We start from the raw sequence: 20,166 nt of genomic DNA, 5'->3' as shown, positions 1-20,166 counted from the left end.
ACTTTACGAGCAGAATCTCTGCACAACATCATCGTTGCAACGGTAAGTCTTTCCAATGCCCGTCCAACGTAACAGTCCTCGTGACCATACACTACTTGTGGGCTCTGCTCTGTTCAGTTGTTCTTGTACCTCATAATCTATTCACGAGCTTCCAATACTGCAAGCCGCACACCGGAGTTGTGCGATTTTTTTCGCAACTGTTCAATCGAACTTAGGTAAATCCAATAAACGAATACTTACGTTTGATTCGAACCCGTCCAATGTTCGCTTCTGTGCACTTGCGGCAGTTTTCCGGCGTGTCGCAGTCAACTTCAACACCAATATGAACGGAGTCTGAACTCTGGCGCGTAACCGCAAATCCGGCCACACCAAAGCCTACGATGTAAGCTATGGCACAGATATTTGACGCACCCTCAAAGGCAATTCTGCGAAGCCAAATCGCAGAGCACATTGCCGAAACTGACAAGAACGACCGCCGCGTCGATAAGGAAGGCGAAGCTCCGCTGCCCAAGGACCGCTTCTTCGACCGCGAACTGAGCTGGCTCAAGTTCAACCAGCGTGTGCTGGAGCTCGCCGAGAACGAAGATGTTCCGCTACTCGAGCGCGCTAACTTCTCCGCGATCTTCGCTTCGAACCTTGATGAGTTCTTCATGGTTCGTGTCGCCGGCCTGAAGCGCCGTATCGATTCCGGCATCGCAGTCCCCTCTGCCGCAGGCCTCAGCCCGCGCCAGCTGCTGCGCGCCATCAGCGAAACCGCACATCGTCTGCAGGATGAGCACGCACACTACACCATCAATACCATTCTTCCTGAGCTGGAGAAGGAACACATTGTTCTGCTGACTTGGGATAAGCTCACCCCGGCCGAGCAGGAGCGCCTCTCCCGCTACTACCGCCAGCAGGTCTTCCCCGTGTTGACTCCGCTCGCAGTGGACCCGGCTCACCCGTTCCCCTACATTTCCGGCGGTTCCATCAACCTCGCCGTGATTGTGGAGAACCCGACTTCCGGCAAGTCGCACTTCGCCCGCGTTAAGATTCCGGGCAACCTGCCGCGCCTTGTGCCGGTGGACGACATGACCGACGAAGAGTCCAAGGACGAGCGTTACGGCTTCATCACCATGGAGAAGCTCATCGCCGCTCACCTGGAATCCCTGTTCCCGGGCATGATCATTAAGGAAGCCCGCTCCTTCCGCGTGACTCGTAACGAAGACATCGACGTGGAAGAGGATGACGCCGAGAACCTGCTCAACGCTATGGAGAAGGAACTGCTGCGTCGCCGCTTCGGACCGCCGATTCGCCTCGAAATCACCGACACTACCAGCCCGTTCCTCTCCCAGCTGCTTGCCGACCAGCTCGGCGTGAGCCAGGATGAGGTCTACCGTCTGCCCAGCCCGCTGGACATGACCGTGCTCTTCGAGCTCGGTGCCGTGGACCGTCCGGACTTGAAGAATCGCCCGTTCGTGCCGACCACGAACCGCCAGATCGCTGAAGTCGAGTCCTCCCGTGCACAGGACATTTTCGCCGCCATCCGCGAGCGCGACATCCTGCTGCACCACCCTTACGACTCCTTCTCCACGTCGGTGCAGGCCTTTCTGGCACAGGCTGCGGCAGATCCTAAGGTCCTGGCTATCAAGCAGACGCTCTACCGCACCAGCTCCAACTCGCCAATCATCGACGCACTGATTGACGCCGCACACGCAGGCAAGCAGGTGCTGGCCCTGGTGGAGATCAAGGCTCGTTTCGACGAGGACGCCAACATTGCTTGGGCTCGTAAGCTCGAACGCGCTGGCGTGCACGTGGTCTACGGCATCGTGGGCTTGAAGACCCACTGCAAGCTCATCGAAGTGGTGCGTCAGGAGGCCGATGGTCTTCGCCGCTACTGCCACGTGGGCACCGGTAACTACAACCCGAAGACCGCTCGTCTGTACACCGATCTCGGCCTGCTGACTTGCGACCCGGTTGTTGGCCAGGATTTGACCCGCCTGTTCAACCAGCTGTCTGGTTACGCTCCGAAGTCCAGCTTCCACCGTCTGCTGGTGGCTCCGCGTACCGTGCGCACTGGTTTGATTCAGCGCATTCGCCGCGAGGAGGATGCCGCACGTGCCGGTAAGGAAGCTTGGATCAAGATCAAGGTCAACTCCATCGTGGACGAGAAGACCATTGACGCCCTGTACCGCGCTTCGCAGGCTGGCGTCAAGATCGATATCGTCGAACGCGGCATTTGCGCTCTGAAGCCTGGTGTTCCGGGACTTTCGGAGAACATCCGCGTGCGTTCCATCCTCGGTCGCTTCCTGGAGCACTCCCGCATTTACGCCTTCTGCAATGCCGATGGCCCGCAGATTGGCGAAGGTCCGGCTTCCGGTCCGGAAGTGTACATCGGTTCCGCTGATTTGATGCACCGCAACCTCGACCGCCGCGTGGAGGCCCTGGTTCGCGTCACCGCACCGGAGCAGATCGATGAGCTGATCAAGTATGTGGATCTGCAGATGGCTGACTCCACTGTCAGCTGGCACATGCAGCCGGATGGCACCTATGTGCTGCACACCAAGGACGACGAAGGCCGCCCGCTGGTGGACAGCCAGGAGTACCTGATTCGCAAGCACTCCCGCCGCCGCACTTCCCACAACTGAGGTTGCCGGTTCAGCGGCACCCCAATGTGAACGCTAACGCAAAAACTGGTACACTAGTCTGCAGGACAGATGATGACTGATGCCCGGTTTCTCGCATTCGTACGAGAAACCGGGCATCGTCGTTTCATAAGCAAAAACTACGTAGCGGCAACGGTTTTGCCCTACAATAGCCAGTGATGGGTAGCAATAATATGAGGCATGTCACAGAAGCCGCCGGCGGAATCATCTACCGGTGGAAGACCGCCGAGAGCTCTGCCGTTCAAACGCTCAGCACCCCGGAACCATCCGATTCCGACGAATCCAACGAATCATACAGTGCAGCAGAAGCACAAGCACTGTCGAATTCATCGCACAACGTACTCAGCCAAATCGAACTGTGCGTAGTGCATCGCCCTAAGTACGACGATTGGAGCTGGCCTAAGGGCAAGCTCGATCCCAATGAATCTCATAGGCACGCTGCCGTGCGCGAAATGGGCGAAGAAAGTGGCCTGCCCGTGGCACTTGGCGCATATTTGGGAGACGTCACATATCCAATCGCCGAAGAAGGCGCCAAGCATCGGCATACTAAGAACCTTTCTTCGGACGGCAAGCATGTGATGTTCTGGATGGCCCACCCCATCAGCGCACTCGATAATTTGCGCCGCACGCACGCGTTTGGCCCGGTGCACCGCGCCGATGAAGGTGAAATCGATGAAGTACTGTGGCTCACTCCTCTGGAAGCGCGCAAAAAACTGACGCATTCCACAGATAAAGACATTCTGGCGCTCTTCGCTGACCGTGTTCAGGAAGGCGCGCTCAATGCGCAGCCGGTGATTATTGTGCGCCACGGTAAAGCAGAAGCTCGCAAACTGTGGAAAGGCACTGATGCCAACCGTCCGATCACTCCGCGCGGTGCGGCAGCAGCATACGCATTGAACCCTGAACTGGCTTGCTTCAATCCGATTCGACTGGCTACTTCGCCATGGCTGCGCTGCCAGCAGACTTTGGAAACCTTCGCCTGGGAAACCAATAGCGAAATGGTCAAGCTCGATGAGCTCACTGAAGATGCGTTCGCCATCAATCCGGAAGCAGCGTGGGAAAGCATGCTGAGTGAGATTGATTTTGCACTGGAACGCAAGCAGGCAACGGCAATATGCATGCATCGCCCGGTAATCGGTGGCATGTTCGAGCATTTGCGTACCATGTGCCGACCGGCCGCGCTCGGCAAGCGGCTTATCGCGAAAACGCCATTTATGCCCACCGGCACGGCGGTAGCATTATTCGTTGTCAGTACTCCGGATGGACCGGAAATCATCGATATCCAGAAAGTGCAACCGCTTGTCTACTAGGCCCGCATACCCCGATTCTTCGAATTCCTCCGCTGCCGCAGCCGCTGCGCACGCTTCCGCACATGGTGGTTCTGGATTAGGCCCCGGTTTCGGCTCGCTGCGAGCAGCCGGCGCGGCTTTCAGCCCTGCTCGCATGGGGTCGCTGCGTCCGTCTCGGCCCGCGCAACTTGACCCAGCTGTTGCTGATGGTTTGGCCGGAGGCATGGATCCGCAGGCCATTAGCGAAATGAGCCACTTGTCTGCGGCCGCGCTGCTTGATCGTGTGCGCCATAGTGAGGATCCGGAAGTCGTGCAACGCGTGCTTACTTTGGTGGAAACAGTTGGCGTGGATGAAATCGCGGAACTGTGGAGCGACGCTGAGCCGGATTCGCTGCCGGGTGTGTTGTGGCGACTGTATATGCTGCGCACTTGGATGCGGAATAATCGCGATTCGATTGCTCAACTGTGGCGCTTAGGCGAGCCTGTGGCTACTACGGCTTCTGCCATTGCTGGAGTCGATCAGGCACCAACTGAGGATGATATTGTGCGGCTTGCGGATTCGATTCTGTCTGGCGCGTTTGTTGGTGATTTTGCCGTGGCATTGGAGCGTGCTGCCGCGTTTACTGATGTGGTGGCGCTTGGGCTTCGTGTGGAGGCGCGTCGCCGCGTCCAGCGGGTCACAGCGAATGGCGGTTCAGATATTGCAGATGAACAGCGTGCACGCGCCCAGGCGGCCAAGCTGATGCATACCGGAGCTAACCTGATGACCACCACGCGCACATTCGAACAGGGCGCACACCTCTGGCGCCGCGGTCGCCTAGAGTAAAACGCTCCGGCAACTTTCTTCGGCTCCCCTTGAAGGACATTGCCGGAAGCAAACAGCAGAGCTGTTTGTAGGCAATGTGCGAGACGACAGTCGAGCCAGCAAAACGCAGGCGAAGCCTGTCTGTAATTGCTGCAGAGCTGTCAACCAAAGGTTGACTGAGGGGTAGTTCAGGCGGCTAAAGCCGCAACAAACAGTATCGGCTTTAGCCGATTCCAACTTCCGGCGTGCCAACGTCATCTATCCCGCTATACTGGGGAGTCGCGTCGGGCCGTGCTTAAGCCCCGGGCTCCATTTTTTGCCGCCGCGAGCGGCCCTTGCGCCGACAGGCGCTTTCGCGGCTCGACGCTTTTTAAATCGCTTACGCGCCCAGAGTCGCAATTGGTACAACCAGAATTCCATCGTTGCGACGATACGCCTTACTTCCCCTGCCGGTGAGGAACATCATGAATTCGGGTTCACGAACCTGCGCCATGGGGTTGCCGCAGATTTTGTCGTGGAAAGATTTGAGCTTATCAGCATTGCCATCAGTCACCTTGAGATCGCTGAGCTTGATTTCGATGGCACCCCATCGGCCGTCAGACAATTCGATAATGACATCGACCTCAAGTCCCTTATCATCGCGGTAATAGACAATGCGATTGTTGGTACCCGGCATAGCTGACAGGTACACGCTCAAATCACGAATACACAGCGTTTCAAACAAATCGCCGAGCGTCTGAGTATCTCGCATCAGAGTATTCGGAGAAGCGCCTAAAACCGCAGCAGGCAACGAAGGATCCACAAAATACCGCTTGGGTTTGGTTCGCACACGATTTTTAGCTCGTAGCGGCGGCTCCCAGCCCTCCAAATCCGTTAGTAGATACAGGTCCTTGAGCATTTCCAAATAGCTCTTTACTGTCTGCGTATCCGGCTCACGACGCTCATCGCCATATGCCATATCCGTAGCAAGCGTTGCATATTTTGGAGCCTGTGAGATATTTACGGCGAGAGCACGCATTAGTGCACGCGCAGTCTCGGGGTTCTTATTCATCTTGGGCACGCTAATATCGAGCACACTCTTGATGTATTCACTTGGAATTTCCAAGGCGAACTCATCATCCAGGGTAAGATTCGCAGGCCATCCACCTCGGCAGCACCATCTGGCAATATCTTCGATACTGGTCGCGCATTCTGCAGGCTCAAATTTTCCATCGAATAGACCGGACAAACTGACCGAGCCCGTGGACTGTCCTGATTCGGCCAAGCTCATTGGCCACATACGTAAACGAGCAATCCGGCCAGTACCGCTGTGGTGAATCGCCTCTCGATCTTTGGGAATAGCCGAACCAGTAAGAATCAACTGACCTTTACGATTGCCATTATCATCTACATGCCGTCGTGCAGCATCCCAAATCTGAGGCACATCCTGCCATTCATCCACCAAATGAGGCTCGTTACCCATCAACACCAATGCAGGATCTGTTTGGGCGGCAGCAAACGTGGCGGCATCATCAAGACGATCCGCACTGCGCGATTTGGAAAGTGCCGTCCAAGTTTTTCCGCACCATTTCGGGCCAATAATTTCCACCGCACCAAACGCATTCAACAGTTTCGCGAGACGACTATCCACTATGCGCGGTCGGTATTCAGGCATGGCTAACGTATCAATTCGACTGTTTGAATCGCTCATATTTCAGCCTCCGCCAGATGCTTGATTAGATAATACCGATTTTACACCATTTCCATTCCCTGTTTTACGCCATCTGTATTCCCTGTTTTATACCATTTTCATTCCCTGTTTTACGCCAGCAATGCTCTTTGCCGGGCCTATCAGGCTTAGTCAAATGAGTTGTAAAAGCAAGCATGAGCCGAACGCAGCATCAGCGATTCGGCGGGTCGGGATTCATGGACTAGGCTTAGGAGCTATGGAACTTCACGTTTTGAACCATCCGCTGGTTGAGCACAAGCTCACCGTGCTGCGCGACAAGAACACCCCGTCCTCCACCTTCCGCGAGCTCGTTTCCGAGCTTGTGATGCTTGAGGCTTACGAAGCCACCCGCGATCTTTCCGTTGTGGCCACACCGATTGAAACCCCGGTTGCCCCGATGACTGGCAAGAAGCTCGCCGAGCCGCGCCCGATCATCGTGCCCGTGCTGCGTGCAGGCTTGGGCATGCTCGACGGCATGACCCGCCTCCTGCCCACTGCTGAAGTCGGCTTCCTTGGCATGAAGCGCGATGAAGAACACCCCACTCAGCAGATCACTTACGCAAACCGTCTGCCCGATGACCTGTCCGGCCGCCAGTGCTTCCTCATCGACCCGATGCTCGCCACCGGTGGCACCCTGGTAGCCGCCACGCATTACCTGGCTGAGCGCGGTGCCAAGGACGTGACCGCCATCAACATCATCGCCGCTCCTGAAGGCATTAAGTACGTTGAAGAGCACATCGATCCGTCCATCGACTTCAAGGTCGTGGTATGCGCGGTTGATGAGAAGCTCAACGAGAAGTGCTACATTGTGCCGGGTCTCGGCGACGCCGGCGACCGCCTCTATGGCGTAATCGATTAATGAAGTGTCCTCGGCGTTGCTCCTCAGTCGCGGTACCTTATGTACTGCTTCCTTCGGTGCGCCTTGAGGACACACACATTAAACGATTCCGCAGCGTTTGACAGCTCCCGCTAGCGGTGTCCCCGCCAGCGGGAGCGAATTATTTGGAACATATATGCAAATTGACATTATTGCGCCGGGACGTGTGAAGGAACGCTATCTTCGCGACGCCATCGACGAATATTCCAAGCGACTTTCACGCTATTGCAAACTCAATATCATCGAAGTCGCGGATGAAAAGACGCCCGAACATGCATCTGAAGGCGTCGAGCGCCAAATCAAGGCCAAGGAAGGCGAGCGCATCGCCAAGCATTTGCGAGATAGTGCCTTTGTTATCGCTTTGGCGATTGACGGTAAGCAACTCTCCAGCGAGGAATTGGCCGCAAAAATCAATGATTTAGGATTGCGTGGCACTAGTCATATTCAGCTGGTAATCGGCGGTTCAATTGGCCTTGATGATGCGATTTTGCGTCGCGCTGATTTTAAACTCAGCTTCTCAAAAATGACTTTCCCGCATCAGCTGATGCGTGTGATTCTGCTTGAGCAGATCTACCGCGCCTATAAAATCAACGCCGGCGAGCCATATCATAAATAATCATCGTTTGGCTCCCCTCAGAGAGGGGAGCCAAGTCAGCCCTATTGCGCGTCGGGAACGAACGCTTCGAAGATGTGGCGGTCGAAGTATTGGTCGCACTGGGCAAGTTCATCGCTGCTGCGCACAGTCCACGAGACCGGCATTGCACCCATTGCGCGAGCTAATCGTACTTGAGGAGAAGCACCGCCAGTCCAGTCATAGGCCACGAAATCCGGGCGGGATAGCCAGTCGAATACCAGCAAACCTGCCGCCCATTCCACAGGACCATCCTTGGCGAGCTTGGCAGGCCAGCTGAGCTGACCGCGGCACACCTCAGGGTGATGCTCCTTGTACCAGTTCACGGCACCCGGGTGGAAGGACTCAATCACATACGGGCCCTCATACGACTCGAGCAGCGCATGACCCTTTTCCATCAGCTCTTCAGTACGAGCATCCCAAGCGCTGTTATTGCTGAACTTATATTCCACAATCAGCGGAGCGCGACCGGCGACTACTTTGAGCACGTCGGAGAACAGCGGCACATGCTGATAGTAGCCATCAGGAGCTGCGGACGGCGTGACCACCAACGGCGGATTGGTGTCCGCGCCGGGCAGAGGCTTGGCCTTCAAATCACCGGGCTTGGAGCCAGGGAACAGTGGAATGCGCGTGAGCTCGTCATAGGTCAGGTCTTCCACGCGGCGCGGATCGCCAGCCACACGCAGCAAATCAGCGTCATGCACTACAACAACCTGACCGTCAAGAGTCAACTGCAAATCAAGTTCGATGCCATAGCCAGCCTCGCAGGCAGCGGCAAATGCGGCAAGTGAATTTTCCGGAGCAATCGGACCTGTCACATCCGGGCTGCCATAGCCAGCCTTCATAGCCATGCGGCGAGCGAGTGCCACATAATCAGCGTTCTCGGCAATCGATGTGCTCGCAGCATCAGCAGCAGCACTAATAGGATTATCGCCGGAGTAATCATCCACGTCGCTCGGGTTCACCAAGCCAGAACCGGCATCGTGCAGACCACGGTGAGCGTACCAGACCTCAGGAATGGACGGCACAAAGTTGCGGCGCTTATCGTTGAACGTGCGCGGAGCCACAGCCCATACGGCGGCACCGGCTGCGGCAGCGCCAGCCAGCGCAACATTTCTTAACAGTTTTGAAGACATTGGAATCCTTCCCGTTAGTGGTATCAGATTACCGCTGCACACGCGTTTCAGGGGAACAGAATCCCATGAACATCTTGTGAATTTGACCGTGAGTCTACAATGCTTCCGCCAACCATTGAGGAGTATTGGGATCATCGGGGTCAAGAGCACGGTCCAAATGATCGGCATGCAAAGGCTCCCAGCTGAAATCATCCAGCAACTCAGCAGCCGCGCATGGCTCTGAAGTTGGGCGAAGTCGCAGTAGCCAAGCACAAAATCCAATAATCTGTTCAGGTTGTACGCCGCGAGCGCGCAAAGCACCCATGTCTAGCGAGCGTTCACGTTTGGCTAGGCGGCGGCCGGCTGCATTGTCGATTAATGGCAGATGCGCGTATTCGGGGTTGGCGAGGAACCCGCATTCCGGCTGGAATCCTCCGGCAATCAGGCACTGGTGAATCCACATTTGCAACGCGGTGGAACGGAGGAGATCACGGCCGCGCACAATATCGTCGACGCCCATGTCTAAATCATCCACGACTACGACTAGTTGATAACCGAATAATCCATCCGCGCGACGGATTACCGAGTCGCCAACCTCACGCGGCAAATCATAGTGCTGCGGGCCAAAGATGCGGTCATCGAATGATGCAACAGTAGTCAGCTCACTGGCTTTTGGCATGGCGATTCGGACAGAATGCTGATTGCCACGAGCCAAACGGGCTTGCACTTCTTCGGTGTGTTCGTGCAGCAGGCGACGGCATGTGCCGGGATACACCATGAAGCCATCGCCCTCATTGGGGGCGGAGGCTGCGCGAATATCAGCGCGGGAACAGAAACATGGGTACAGCACGTTCTGCGCGCGCAGGCATTCAAGCGCATACTCGTAACGCTCAGTGCGGCGAGACTGGTACATTGGCGCATCTGCGTTGTCCCAGTCAAGGCCGAGCCAGCGCAAATCATCCATCATGAGTTGATCGGCGCCGGCAATCACGCGCGGCTTGTCCACGTCCTCAACGCGAAGCAGCATGCGCTCGCCCTGAGAACGGGCAGAGAGCCAGGCGGCCAGCATGGCATACACATTGCCGATATGCATGCGGCCCGACGGCGTGGGCGCAAATCGTCCGGTCATCGGGCCCTCCTTTTATGAATTCAGCACCATAGTAGCGAAACTGGCTCCCCTCAACGAGGGGAGCCAGTGATATAACGTCACTTGTCTTCGGAGACCTTGCCGACCTTCACGTCCGGATCATTGCCAACGAGCTGGTCGCTGGCCCAGGCGGAAAGCTCCAAGTGCTCGCCACCGGTCTGGTCAACCAACACGGTGTCGCCGTCGTGAACCTTGCCGGCCAGCAGCATACGTGCCAGCTGGTCGCCAACCTCGGTCTGCACCAAGCGGCGCAGCGGACGAGCACCATACGCCGGATCGTAACCGGTGTTGGCCAACCACTCGCGGGCCGAATCGGTCACATCGAGCGTGATACGGCGATCGGTCAGGCGCTGAGCCACGCTCGCCACCTGAATGTCCACAATGCCGCCGAGCTCTTCGCGAGTGAGCGGGTGGAACATCACGATGTCGTCCAGACGGTTCAGGAACTCAGGCTTGAAGTTCATGTGCACGGCGTCCATCACGGCCTTCTTCTTGGCGTCCGCATCCAGGTCTTCGTTCACCAGGAACTGCGAGCCAAGGTTGGAGGTCATGATCAGAATCGTGTTCTTGAAGTCCACGGTCCTGCCCTGACCATCGGTCAGACGGCCATCGTCGAGTACCTGCAGCAGTACGTCGAAGATCTCCGGGTTGGCCTTCTCAACCTCATCGAACAGCACCACCGAGTATGGGCGACGACGCACAGCCTCGGTCAGCTGGCCACCCTGCTCGTAACCCACGTAACCAGGCGCGGCGCCAATCAGACGAGACACGGACGCCTTCTCCATGTATTCGGACATGTCGATACGTACCATGGCCTTCTCGTCGTCGAACAAGAAGTCCGCGAGCGCCTTGGCCAGCTCGGTCTTGCCCACGCCGGTCGGGCCGAGGAACAGGAACGAACCAGTCGGACGGTTCGGGTCGGAGATGCCGGCACGCGAGCGGCGCACAGCGTCAGACACAGCCTGAATGGCTTCTTTCTGGCCGATTACGCGCTTGCCGAGGTAGTCCTCCATGTGCAGGAGTTTCTCGTTTTCGCCCTGCATCAGGCGGCCCACAGGAATGCCTGTCCAGTCGGAAACGATCTCAGCCACAGAGTCGGCGTCCACACGGTCCGGCACCATCGGCTCGTTGTCCGGGTTGGTGGAGCCGGTGTCCTTGGACTCGGCGTCCGCGTTTTCAGCTGCGGCAAGCTCCTTCTGAATGGAAGGAATCTCGCCGTACAGGATCTTAGACGCCTCAGCCAGGTTGCCCTCGCGGGTGAACTTGTCTGCCTGCACACGCAGGTCATCGAGCTTGGCACGCAAATCGCCAACCTTGTTGTGGCCGGCCTGTTCCGCATCCCAACGCGCCTTGAGGCCGCTGAGCTTCTCACGAGTGTCCGCGAGTTCAGCCTGCAGCTTGCCCAAGCGCTCCTTGGATGCCGGATCTTCAGCCTTCTTGAGCTGCATTTCCTCCATCTCAAGACGGGTCACCTTACGCTGGAGCTCATCGATCTCCTCCGGAGAGGAGTCGAGCTCCATACGCAGGTGGGCAGCGGCCTCATCCACCAAATCGATGGCCTTATCAGGCAGCTGGCGGCCGGAAATGTAACGGTTCGAAAGCGTTGCGGCGGCAACCAGAGCGTCATCACCAATCGTGACCTTATGGTGCGCCTCGTAACGCTGCTTCAAGCCACGCAGAATGGCAATCGTGTCTTCCACAGAAGGCTCGCCCACGAACACCTGCTGGAAACGACGCTCAAGCGCCGGATCCTTCTCAATGTTCTCGCGGTATTCGTCCAGCGTCGTGGCACCGATCAGGCGCAGCTCGCCACGGGCCAGCATAGGCTTGAGCATATTGCCGGCGTCCATCGAACCCTCGGCAGCGCCCGCGCCCACGATGGTATGAATCTCATCAATGAACGTGATGATTTGCCCGTTAGCGTTCTTGATTTCGTTCAGAACAGCCTTCAAGCGCTCCTCGAATTCGCCACGGTACTTGGAACCCGCCACCATCGAGCCCAAATCAAGCGAAATCAGCTTCTTGCCTTGCAAGGTAGTCGGCACATCGCCGGCCACGATACGCTGGGCCAAGCCCTCAACCACTGCGGTCTTACCGACGCCAGGCTCGCCAATCAGCACCGGGTTGTTCTTGGTACGACGGCTCAAGATCTGGATGACACGGCGGATTTCCTGATCACGGCCGATCACCGGGTCAAGCTTGCCTTCCTTGGCGGCGGCGGTCAGGTCGGTGGAGTACTTCTCCAGCGCCTTGTACGAGCCTTCCGCATCCGGGCTGGTGACCTTCGCGCCACCGCGCACGCCAGGTACGGCCTTGCGCAGGGCGGCGGCAGTCACACCGTTCTTCTCCAGGATTTCAGCCGATTGGTTCGGCTTGCTGGCTGCGATACCGATCAGCAGATGCTCGGTGGAGACGTATTCATCGCCCATGGCCTGCATTTCCTTTTCGGCCTGCGCGATGGCGGCGGTCAGCTGACGGCTGGCCTGCGGCTGCGAAGTCGTGGAACCGGATGCGCTCGGCAGCGCGACCAACGCGTTGCGCACGGCAGCACCGATGGCCTGCGCGTTGCCACCTGCAGCTTCAATCAGCGAGCGCACCACGCCGTTTTCCTGGCGCAGCAGCGCATCCATCACATGCAGGGTTTCAACCTGCGCGTTTCCAGCGGCGGACGCACTCTGAATCGCGTCGCCGACGGCCTCTTGGGCCATGGTGGTGAACTTCTGTTCCATAATGTGTTCCTCCCAAAGTCTTCTTGTATGTCTGCTTGTCGTGGCCAGCGTCAACTTCCGCCGTGCACCCGCAAGTAGGCATTCGTGTCATGTTCTGACTCGTTCAACCAGCTCTGCACTCATTCTATTCCCAAAACTTGAGTGAAGGTGACTCAAGTTTTGAATCCGCATCAAATTGAGTCAAATTGAGCAGGGCAGCTCCTATTGTGGGCATCGTTCGCGCCACTTATGCTGCGCGAATATTCCCCGAGGGACAAGAAGAAGTTTCATGATTTTCCAAGCCGGCGCACTCCTGCTCGCCATTCTCGGCACCTATGCGCTCAAACATTTGCACATCTTCGGCGAGCGCGACTATAAAGTGGCGCAAGGTCTCGTTTTCAACCTGACGCTCCCCTGTGCCATCATCCTTTCGTTCGCCACTAACAAGCACGATATGCGCATGCTCTGGATCGTGCTCTTCGGCTTCTTCGCCTGCGCGATTCCACTGTTCGTGGTCTACTTCGGCTCGCGCGGCGACGAACGCAACTACCGTGCCTTCCAAATGCTCAATGCTTCAGGCTTGAATTTGGGCGCGTTCTGCCTGCCTGTGGTGCAGACATTCATGGGCCCGTCCGCTGGCTTGCCCATCATCATGCTCGATATCGGCAACGCCACCGTGGCTACCGCTGGATCCTTGACCATCACGCGAACACTGCTGCACATGGACGAGAATTTCAAATCGTTGCCGCTGAGTTTGCGGCTGCGCAATATCGCGCGCGATTTTCTGGGTTCGATTTCGTTCGACATCTACATGCTGATGTTGGTATTCATGTTTCTGCACATCACGATTCCGCAGCCCATCGTGACGCTAATCACCCCGTTCGCCAATGCGAACGCCTTCTGCGCTATGGCCATGATCGGCTTGATGATGGAGATTCCGGACAATCGCAAGGATCGTATGGAACTGCTGAAGGTGATTGGCTGGCGCACGGTATTCGGCACCATTATTGCCGTGGCAGCTTGGTTCCTGCTGCCGTTTGATATGCGTATCCGCGAGATTATTGTGCTGGGCTCCTTTGCCCCAATCACGATTTTCTCCACTAAGTTCACTGATTCGCTGACCGGCAACGCTAAGCTGGCTGGTTTCTCGCTGACGGTGACCGCCATCATCAGTTTGGTGGTGATGACCGCGTTGCACGCCGCTCTTCCGGGAGCGTAGCGGTCTGGCCGGCTGATTGTCGGATTGCTGCATCATTATGTACGCGGCTCAACGACGCAGCCGCAAACATAATGATGATTCCAGGGTCAAAACCGTCACTATGTTTGCGGCTTGTTCGCCCATCCGCGTACTTAGTGATGATTTCGGATACAAAAACGTCATTATGTACGCGAGTACTTCGTTGAGACGCGTACATAATGACGATTCAGCGTATAAGCGGCAGAACTCGGGACGGGCCAGCGAACAGCCCGGCCCCGAATCAGCCTCAAATCAGGCACGCACGATTACATTGCGCAGGGAACCGATACCCTCAACGTGCACAATGGCCTCGTCACCCGGATCCAAGTGACCGGAAGCATTCGGAGTACCGGTCATAATCACGTCGCCGGGCAGCAGCGTGGAGAACGAGGAAATCGCAGCGATCTGCTCCGGAATGCCGTGAATCAGGTTCGCGGTGGTGCCGGATGCCATTGGCACATCCTCACCGTTCAGCGTGAAGGAGATCTTGGTGTCCTTCCAATCGAGATCATCGCGCATGACGATCCACGGTCCGAGCGGGCAGGACGTGTCGAAACCTTTGGCGCGCGTCCAAGTCGGGTCGAGACCTTGCAGGTCGCGCAGGGTCACGTCGTTCACGCAAGTGAAGCCGAGCACATAATCCATGGCCTTTTCGACCGGCACATTCTTGGCGATGCGACCCATCACCACGGCCACTTCAGGCTCGAAGTTCATGTCCTTCGAGCACGCCGGGTACACAATCGGATCGTCAGGACCAATCACCGAAGTGGACGGCTTGGTGAAAATCACCATATTCTCCGGAGCATGCGCAATCTCAGAATGGCCAGCCTCATGCATGAACTGAGCGTGAGCTTCATAATTCTTAGCCAGGCCGTACACCTTGGAAGGAATGACCGGGGCGAGCAGACGGACGCCGTCCGCATCCACCGCGTAACGATTGCCCGTGGGCTTGACCTGGTCGCCGGCCAGCGGGTGACCGTCCAGTTCGATGAGGTAGTCTTTGCCGTCAACCGGATCCTTCTGCACGAAGGCATAGCGCGGCGCATCATTCAAAGAAAATCGTGCAAGTCTCATAGCTTCTAGCCTACTACGGCATGCTATGCCGGAATCATCTCACCGCTGATTTTCAAAAGCAGTGGCGTTGTTACCGCCCTGATATTGCTCGAACAGGTCATCGAAATCATCGTGTGAACCGCCGTTCGTGCCAGAGTCGAGGCCAAAATCAAAGTCATCGAGATCACGATCATGACCGCTGCCCGAGTCCCCAAAACTGTACTCATACGAATAACCGTCTAGCCCGCCATTGTGCGACTCATGCTCAATCCAGCTGCTAATCCCTATGATTAAGGCGATAATCAGAATGATGTCGGCAACGATTTTTACAGCGCCAATTACGATTCCGGCAATGGCTAGGCCGCGACCCTTGCCGCCTTGTTTCTTGATTTCGCTAAGACCAATAACGCTTAATACAATGCCGACTATCGAAACGAAGAACGATGCAACAAAGCCGCCTACAGCAAAACTGTTGTATCGCTGAGCCGCATACGGGTTGACAGTTGCATACGGATTGGCTGGATTCACCGGATTAGTCGGATTCATCGGATTCACCGGATTCTCATATGGCGGCACTCCTGGATTACCCGGAGCGGCATACTGAGCATACGTATTTGCCTCCGGCGTCTCTCCCAAGTTCTCCTGTTCATTCGCACTCATTGGACTCCCCTTCTATACAGTGCCGGCAACCGGATAACAAGTAGAGCGTTGGCATGATTCGCATCACGCAATTCACGCCAACGCAGAATCGATGAAATGCTACTTCACGAGCAGTGGGGCGACTTGCTCCTCATAGGCGGTGAGGGCGGTGTCGATGACCTGGTGCATGTCGTAGTACTTGTACGTGCCGAGACGTCCGCCGAACACGGTCTTCGGCTCGGCTGCGGCCTTCGCCTCGTACTGCGCGTACAGCGTCTTATCCGCGTCCGTGTTGATCGGATAGTACGGCTCGTCGCCGCGCTCGGCGAAACGGCTGTACTCCTCCCACACGACGGTCTTGTCCGGGTTCTGGGATGCCGCGCGCTCCGGGTTGAAGTTCTTGAACTCGATGGCGCGGGTGTACGGCACGTCCGCGTCCGAGAAGTTCATGACCGGGCAGCCGAAATGGTCGCCCTCGTCGTAACGGACCTCCTTGAAGTCCACCGTGCGCCACTTCAGATCACCCAGCTCGTATCCGAAGTAACGGTCGATCGGCCCCGTGTACACCACCGGCACGCCAGCCGCCTGCAGGGCGGCCTTGTTGTACGGCTGGGATTCATCGAAGAAATCAACACCCAGCGAAACGGTGATGCGCGGGTCGTCGATCATACGCTCGAACCACTTCGTGTAACCGTCTGCGGGCAGACCCTCCCACGTATCCTTGAAGTAGCGGTTGTCATAGTTGAAACGCACCGGCAGACGCTTGATGATCGAGGCCGGCAGCTCGGCCGGGTCGGTCTGCCACTGTTTGCCCGTGTAGTTCTTGATGAACGCCTCGTACAGGGGACGGCCGATCAGCTGGATGCCCTTATCGTTGAGGTTTTCCGGATCCGTGCCCGCCAGCTCGCCCGCCTGCTCGGCGATCAGCTTCTGGGCCTCGGCCGGCGTGTAATGCGCGTGGAAGAACTGATTGATGGTGCCCAGATTGATCGGCAGCGGGTAGACCTCGCCGTCGTGCGTGGCATACACACGGTGCACGTAGTTCGTGAACGAGGTGAAACGGTTCACGTAATCCCAGACGCGCTTGTTGGATGTGTGGAACAGGTGCGCACCGTAACGGTGAATTTCCGCGCCGGTTTCCGGATCCATATAGCTGTATGCGTTGCCGCCGATATGGTCGCGCACGTCGATGATATGTACGCGCGCTCCCGCATGCTCCACCGCCTGCTGTGCGACCGTCAGGCCAAACAAGCCAGCACCAACAACCACCAAATCCGGGTATTCAAATGATTCAGTCATTCGCATTCCTTTGCATTCAGCGTTTTCCGAAAGGTTCCGAAATGATGCGCTACCCAAGCATTCACAACGGCGATCTGCCTCAATGATACTCACAGCTCACCAAGAATATATGCCATACTGTGATTGTCCACATAACACGAAAAGAAGAAAACACCGACACTATGACGCAGTCCACGACGAAAAACCAGCAGCCGCTCATCTCCATTATTGTGCCGGTGTATAACGCCGAGGATTATCTGCATTATTGTGTGGATTCGATTCTGGGGCAGTCGTACACGAACCTTGAGGTGATTCTGGTGGACGATGGCGCTAAGGATTCCAGCCCCGCCATCTGCGACGCGTATGCCGCCCAGGATCCGCGCGTGAAGGTGATTCACCAGACCAACGGCGGCATTTCCAAAGCACAGAACGCCGGGCTCGACTCCGCGCACGGCGAATACATCGCGTTCTCGGACAATGACGATATTCTTGACCGCTGCAATATCGAATATCTGCTCCATGCGCTCGTGAGCACTGGCGCAGATATGAGTAAGGCACGCTGGCGTCAGTTCGGCGTTTCCCAGTTGGAATCGGTAGCCGCAGAGGCCGCACAGGGCGCTGCCGAGCCCGGCAAAATCACCGTGTTCGAGCACCCACTAGCAGCATATCAGTCTGTGTTCTGTAAGAGTCTGCGACTGATTGGCGACAAGCTCGGCCGCAATACTGAGGCTCGATACTTCAACGAGGCCAACTGGTGCCGTTTGTATAAGCGCGAACTGTGGGACGGATTGAGGTTCCCGGAAGGCATGTATGCGCAGGATACTGCGATTGCCGGTAAACTATATGTTCGCATGAACAAGGTCGCAGATATCGATGTTAGCCTCTATAACTGGCTGCAGCGCTCGGAATCAGTAACGCATCAGAAGCGCGATTTCTCTTTCCACCACGATCACGTTACCGCAGCCCTTGATAACTTCCAGCTTTGTCTCGACCAGAATGTGCTACCAATGCGCAGCTACTATACACTGGTCAGCGAGTTGCAGGCGGAACGCACGTCTCCCGACTTTGGCTCACCAGAAAACAAGCAACAGCACAGGGATGACCAGAAAAACACGCATAAAACACTTGCCAATCTGAGTCCTATAGCACGTGCTCACTGTGCCCTTATTAGGCATCTCCGCCTATCAGAAAAAGTAATCTATGACGCCAAAATCAAGAATATGCGGTAGTGCGGTTAAGAATAGCTGAATATTCCACATTCATCCACGCGAGCAGTATTACGACCTCTCGCCTAAACTACAAAGTATCGCGACTTTCGCGCGGCACCCTTATGCTGGATCAAACCATCACCTTGCATACGCTTCAATATACGTGAAGCCGTTGCGTAGCTAACCCCGAGATGCGCCGCTACTTCCGCTACCGAACTTGGACCATGTTCACGAATATACGTCAATACATTCTCGACATTATCTGATTTCTGCGCGCCAGGCACGCTATCCACATCGCTTACACAGCTACCATGATTTGCTATTTCGTACCACTCTTTTTTCAGGATAATTGCATTCAAAGCATGCAAATCTTCTATCGCAAAAGCAACGCGTTCTCGGTTAAGCGAAGTTTTTATCTCGATATCATGAGCCTGCAACCGACCATACTGATGCAATGCTGCTAAAACAATTAGATCTTCCACAGGCAACCGAGAACCGCGTTCATTGGTGATTAGGTCAATGTTTCGCACAAATGACTCATCGACTTCCGCTTTACGGAAAAACAATACGACTTCTTCCGCCGTGGATTGCGAATAATCCGGCAACGGCCGACCAGATGAAACAGTTCTTGCAAAAATACGGTCAATACCACGACCCGTACGTTCAACATACCCACAGCGCTTGAGCACATCAGCTAATTGACGATTTCTTGGCGTGGGAGAAACTGTAAGAAGGTTATCAAAAGTCACACCTCGCATGAATCCGCCCGGATTTGCAATTGTCAGACCAGTCTCATCAAGCTGGAAACGCACTGGTCCTAAAACCGTATAGTCTCGATGACAAAATGCATTGACCATGGCCTCACGAAAAGCACTTTTATCGACATCAAAAAAGTTGGCGTGTCTGGATCCCAGCATGATTTCCGTCTGCACGTTCCAAGGAATCATCAAATCTTCAATCCGCTTGAACATGCTCACCAACGGCAGTCTTAGCATCTCATCAACGACCGGGGAGCCATTCCGCATAACCTGAAATGTTGCCGTTGCCGTAGGCATTGTTCGTTTGAGCGCTTCCTGCGTACCAATCATCAGGATTCCGGCTACAGTCGGCGTGCTCAAGCCATTAACGACATCATGCACAGTTAACCCCATGGCACCATCAAATTCCGCATCACTAAGCGAAAGCAATTGATCATCAGCATGAGTCTGTGCGATGCCTTCACGAAGAAGGTCGCGAGCGTTGGAATCAAGATCATTCAATGATGCATCCGGTGCAGGCTGACTGCTGTAGTCGTACTGACCAACACTGGAAAGCCGAGAAACAAATTCATACGGATACATGGTAATTATTTCAGGCTCGCCATCAGCCTTCAAAACGCGACGAATTACTCGACCACTTTTTGAGCAAACCAATTGACTAGACTCGTCCACTGTTATAGAGACCACTGCATGATTATCCGCATTAATAATCATTGGCCTCACCTGAAGTGGAGGAACAGTATTGTTAAATACATAGGCTGCTAACTGATTAATATTGCGATGACGATTGCTCACACCTGTTACACTGCCGTCATCTTCTACTCCCAAATACAGTGTTCCACCTTGAGTGTTAGCGAAAGCCACCACATTATTAATAATTACTGAATCATCGACAGGCCCCGATTGCTCACTCTTAAACTCCACCCGGATGGATTCTTTATGAGGTATAGGCATTACGCGCCTTTCTTTCACGTCAATCTTTTCAAGAATCTTATCACATGAAAAGATTTATTCTTGCAATGATAAGATATATGAATAGATGTGCAGCATACCTGCCAAGCCACCTCT

Annotated in this window: 15 protein-coding genes; 7 read left to right on the top strand and 8 right to left on the bottom strand. The window is 55.6% G+C overall.

Annotation, left to right across the window (positions count from 1 at the left end; translation table 11 throughout):
- Positions 1 to 389 precede the first annotated feature (389 nt).
- From AC1AY0_RS08090 to AC1AY0_RS08080, 3 genes are all read left to right on the top strand, one after another.
- The gene (locus AC1AY0_RS08090) at positions 390 to 2,627 is read left to right on the top strand and encodes an RNA degradosome polyphosphate kinase (RefSeq protein ID WP_476524605.1); all 2,238 of its coding nucleotides are present in this window, start codon (positions 390 to 392) and stop codon (positions 2,625 to 2,627) included.
- A gap of 176 nt (positions 2,628 to 2,803) precedes the next feature.
- Positions 2,804 to 3,955: an NUDIX hydrolase gene (locus AC1AY0_RS08085; protein ID WP_476526169.1), complete on the top strand. Its 1,152-nt coding sequence runs from the start codon at positions 2,804 to 2,806 to the stop codon at positions 3,953 to 3,955.
- Complete coding sequence (locus AC1AY0_RS08080; RefSeq protein WP_476524601.1) at positions 3,945 to 4,760, top strand: hypothetical protein; 816 nt, start codon at positions 3,945 to 3,947, stop codon at positions 4,758 to 4,760. The genes AC1AY0_RS08085 and AC1AY0_RS08080 overlap by 11 nt, the downstream gene beginning before the upstream one ends.
- A 358-nt stretch (positions 4,761 to 5,118) precedes the next feature.
- Here the strand turns inward: AC1AY0_RS08080 and AC1AY0_RS08075 are convergent, their stop codons facing one another.
- Complete coding sequence (locus tag AC1AY0_RS08075; RefSeq protein ID WP_476524600.1) at positions 5,119 to 6,429, bottom strand: ATP-binding protein; 1,311 nt, start codon at positions 6,427 to 6,429, stop codon at positions 5,119 to 5,121.
- Positions 6,430 to 6,664: 235 nt separating this feature from the next.
- Between AC1AY0_RS08075 and upp the strand changes: the two genes are divergently transcribed.
- Together upp and rlmH are read left to right on the top strand one after the other, a co-directional pair.
- Positions 6,665 to 7,306 carry a uracil phosphoribosyltransferase gene (upp, locus tag AC1AY0_RS08070; protein ID WP_476524599.1) on the top strand — a complete coding sequence of 214 codons (642 nt, stop codon included), beginning with the start codon at positions 6,665 to 6,667 and terminating at the stop codon, positions 7,304 to 7,306.
- A 154-nt stretch (positions 7,307 to 7,460) separates the two neighbouring features.
- Positions 7,461 to 7,940 carry a 23S rRNA (pseudouridine(1915)-N(3))-methyltransferase RlmH gene (gene rlmH / locus AC1AY0_RS08065; RefSeq protein ID WP_476524597.1) on the top strand — a complete coding sequence of 160 codons (480 nt, stop codon included), beginning with the start codon at positions 7,461 to 7,463 and terminating at the stop codon, positions 7,938 to 7,940.
- A 41-nt stretch (positions 7,941 to 7,981) separates the two neighbouring features.
- Here rlmH and AC1AY0_RS08060 read toward each other — a convergent pair whose 3' ends face one another.
- The 3 genes from AC1AY0_RS08060 to clpB all read right to left on the bottom strand — a co-directional run bounded on the left by AC1AY0_RS08060 (position 7,982) and on the right by clpB (position 12,946).
- Positions 7,982 to 9,091 (bottom strand): glycerophosphodiester phosphodiesterase family protein, encoded by a 1,110-nt coding sequence (locus AC1AY0_RS08060; RefSeq protein ID WP_476524596.1) that lies wholly within the window; start codon positions 9,089 to 9,091, stop codon positions 7,982 to 7,984.
- Between the two features lie 94 nt (positions 9,092 to 9,185).
- Entirely contained in the window at positions 9,186 to 10,199 is a 1,014-nt protein-coding gene (gene gluQRS, locus AC1AY0_RS08055) for a tRNA glutamyl-Q(34) synthetase GluQRS (RefSeq protein ID WP_476524594.1), read from the bottom strand.
- A 77-nt stretch (positions 10,200 to 10,276) separates the two neighbouring features.
- Entirely contained in the window at positions 10,277 to 12,946 is a 2,670-nt protein-coding gene (gene clpB / locus AC1AY0_RS08050) for an ATP-dependent chaperone ClpB (protein WP_476526167.1), read from the bottom strand.
- A 268-nt stretch (positions 12,947 to 13,214) separates the two neighbouring features.
- Between clpB and AC1AY0_RS08045 the strand changes: the two genes are divergently transcribed.
- On the top strand, positions 13,215 to 14,144 hold the full coding sequence (locus AC1AY0_RS08045) for an AEC family transporter (protein WP_476524591.1): 930 nt from the start codon (positions 13,215 to 13,217) through the stop codon (positions 14,142 to 14,144).
- 270 nt (positions 14,145 to 14,414) lie between these two features.
- On the opposite strand, the gene AC1AY0_RS08040 is transcribed toward AC1AY0_RS08045, so the two are convergent.
- The 3 genes from AC1AY0_RS08040 to glf all read right to left on the bottom strand — a co-directional run bounded on the left by AC1AY0_RS08040 (position 14,415) and on the right by glf (position 17,153).
- On the bottom strand, positions 14,415 to 15,236 hold the full coding sequence (locus tag AC1AY0_RS08040; protein ID WP_476526166.1) for a fumarylacetoacetate hydrolase family protein: 822 nt from the start codon (positions 15,234 to 15,236) through the stop codon (positions 14,415 to 14,417).
- A 39-nt stretch (positions 15,237 to 15,275) separates the two neighbouring features.
- Positions 15,276 to 15,875, bottom strand: a complete 600-nt coding sequence (locus AC1AY0_RS08035) for a DUF4190 domain-containing protein (RefSeq protein ID WP_476524587.1) — start codon at positions 15,873 to 15,875, stop codon at positions 15,276 to 15,278.
- Positions 15,876 to 15,974: 99 nt separating this feature from the next.
- Complete coding sequence (gene glf / locus AC1AY0_RS08030; RefSeq protein WP_476524586.1) at positions 15,975 to 17,153, bottom strand: UDP-galactopyranose mutase; 1,179 nt, start codon at positions 17,151 to 17,153, stop codon at positions 15,975 to 15,977.
- Between the two features lie 161 nt (positions 17,154 to 17,314).
- Between glf and AC1AY0_RS08025 the strand changes: the two genes are divergently transcribed.
- Positions 17,315 to 18,361, top strand: a complete 1,047-nt coding sequence (locus AC1AY0_RS08025) for a glycosyltransferase family 2 protein (protein ID WP_476524584.1) — start codon at positions 17,315 to 17,317, stop codon at positions 18,359 to 18,361.
- Positions 18,362 to 18,423: 62 nt separating this feature from the next.
- On the opposite strand, the gene AC1AY0_RS08020 is transcribed toward AC1AY0_RS08025, so the two are convergent.
- The gene (locus AC1AY0_RS08020) at positions 18,424 to 20,052 is read right to left on the bottom strand and encodes an RNA-binding domain-containing protein (protein ID WP_476524583.1); all 1,629 of its coding nucleotides are present in this window, start codon (positions 20,050 to 20,052) and stop codon (positions 18,424 to 18,426) included.
- Positions 20,053 to 20,166: the final 114 nt, after the last annotated feature.

It is taken from the genome of Bifidobacterium sp. LH_416 (assembly GCF_056357055.1).
Note: the sequence above shows the minus strand (reverse complement) of the source record. Positions and strands in the feature narration are given on the sequence as shown.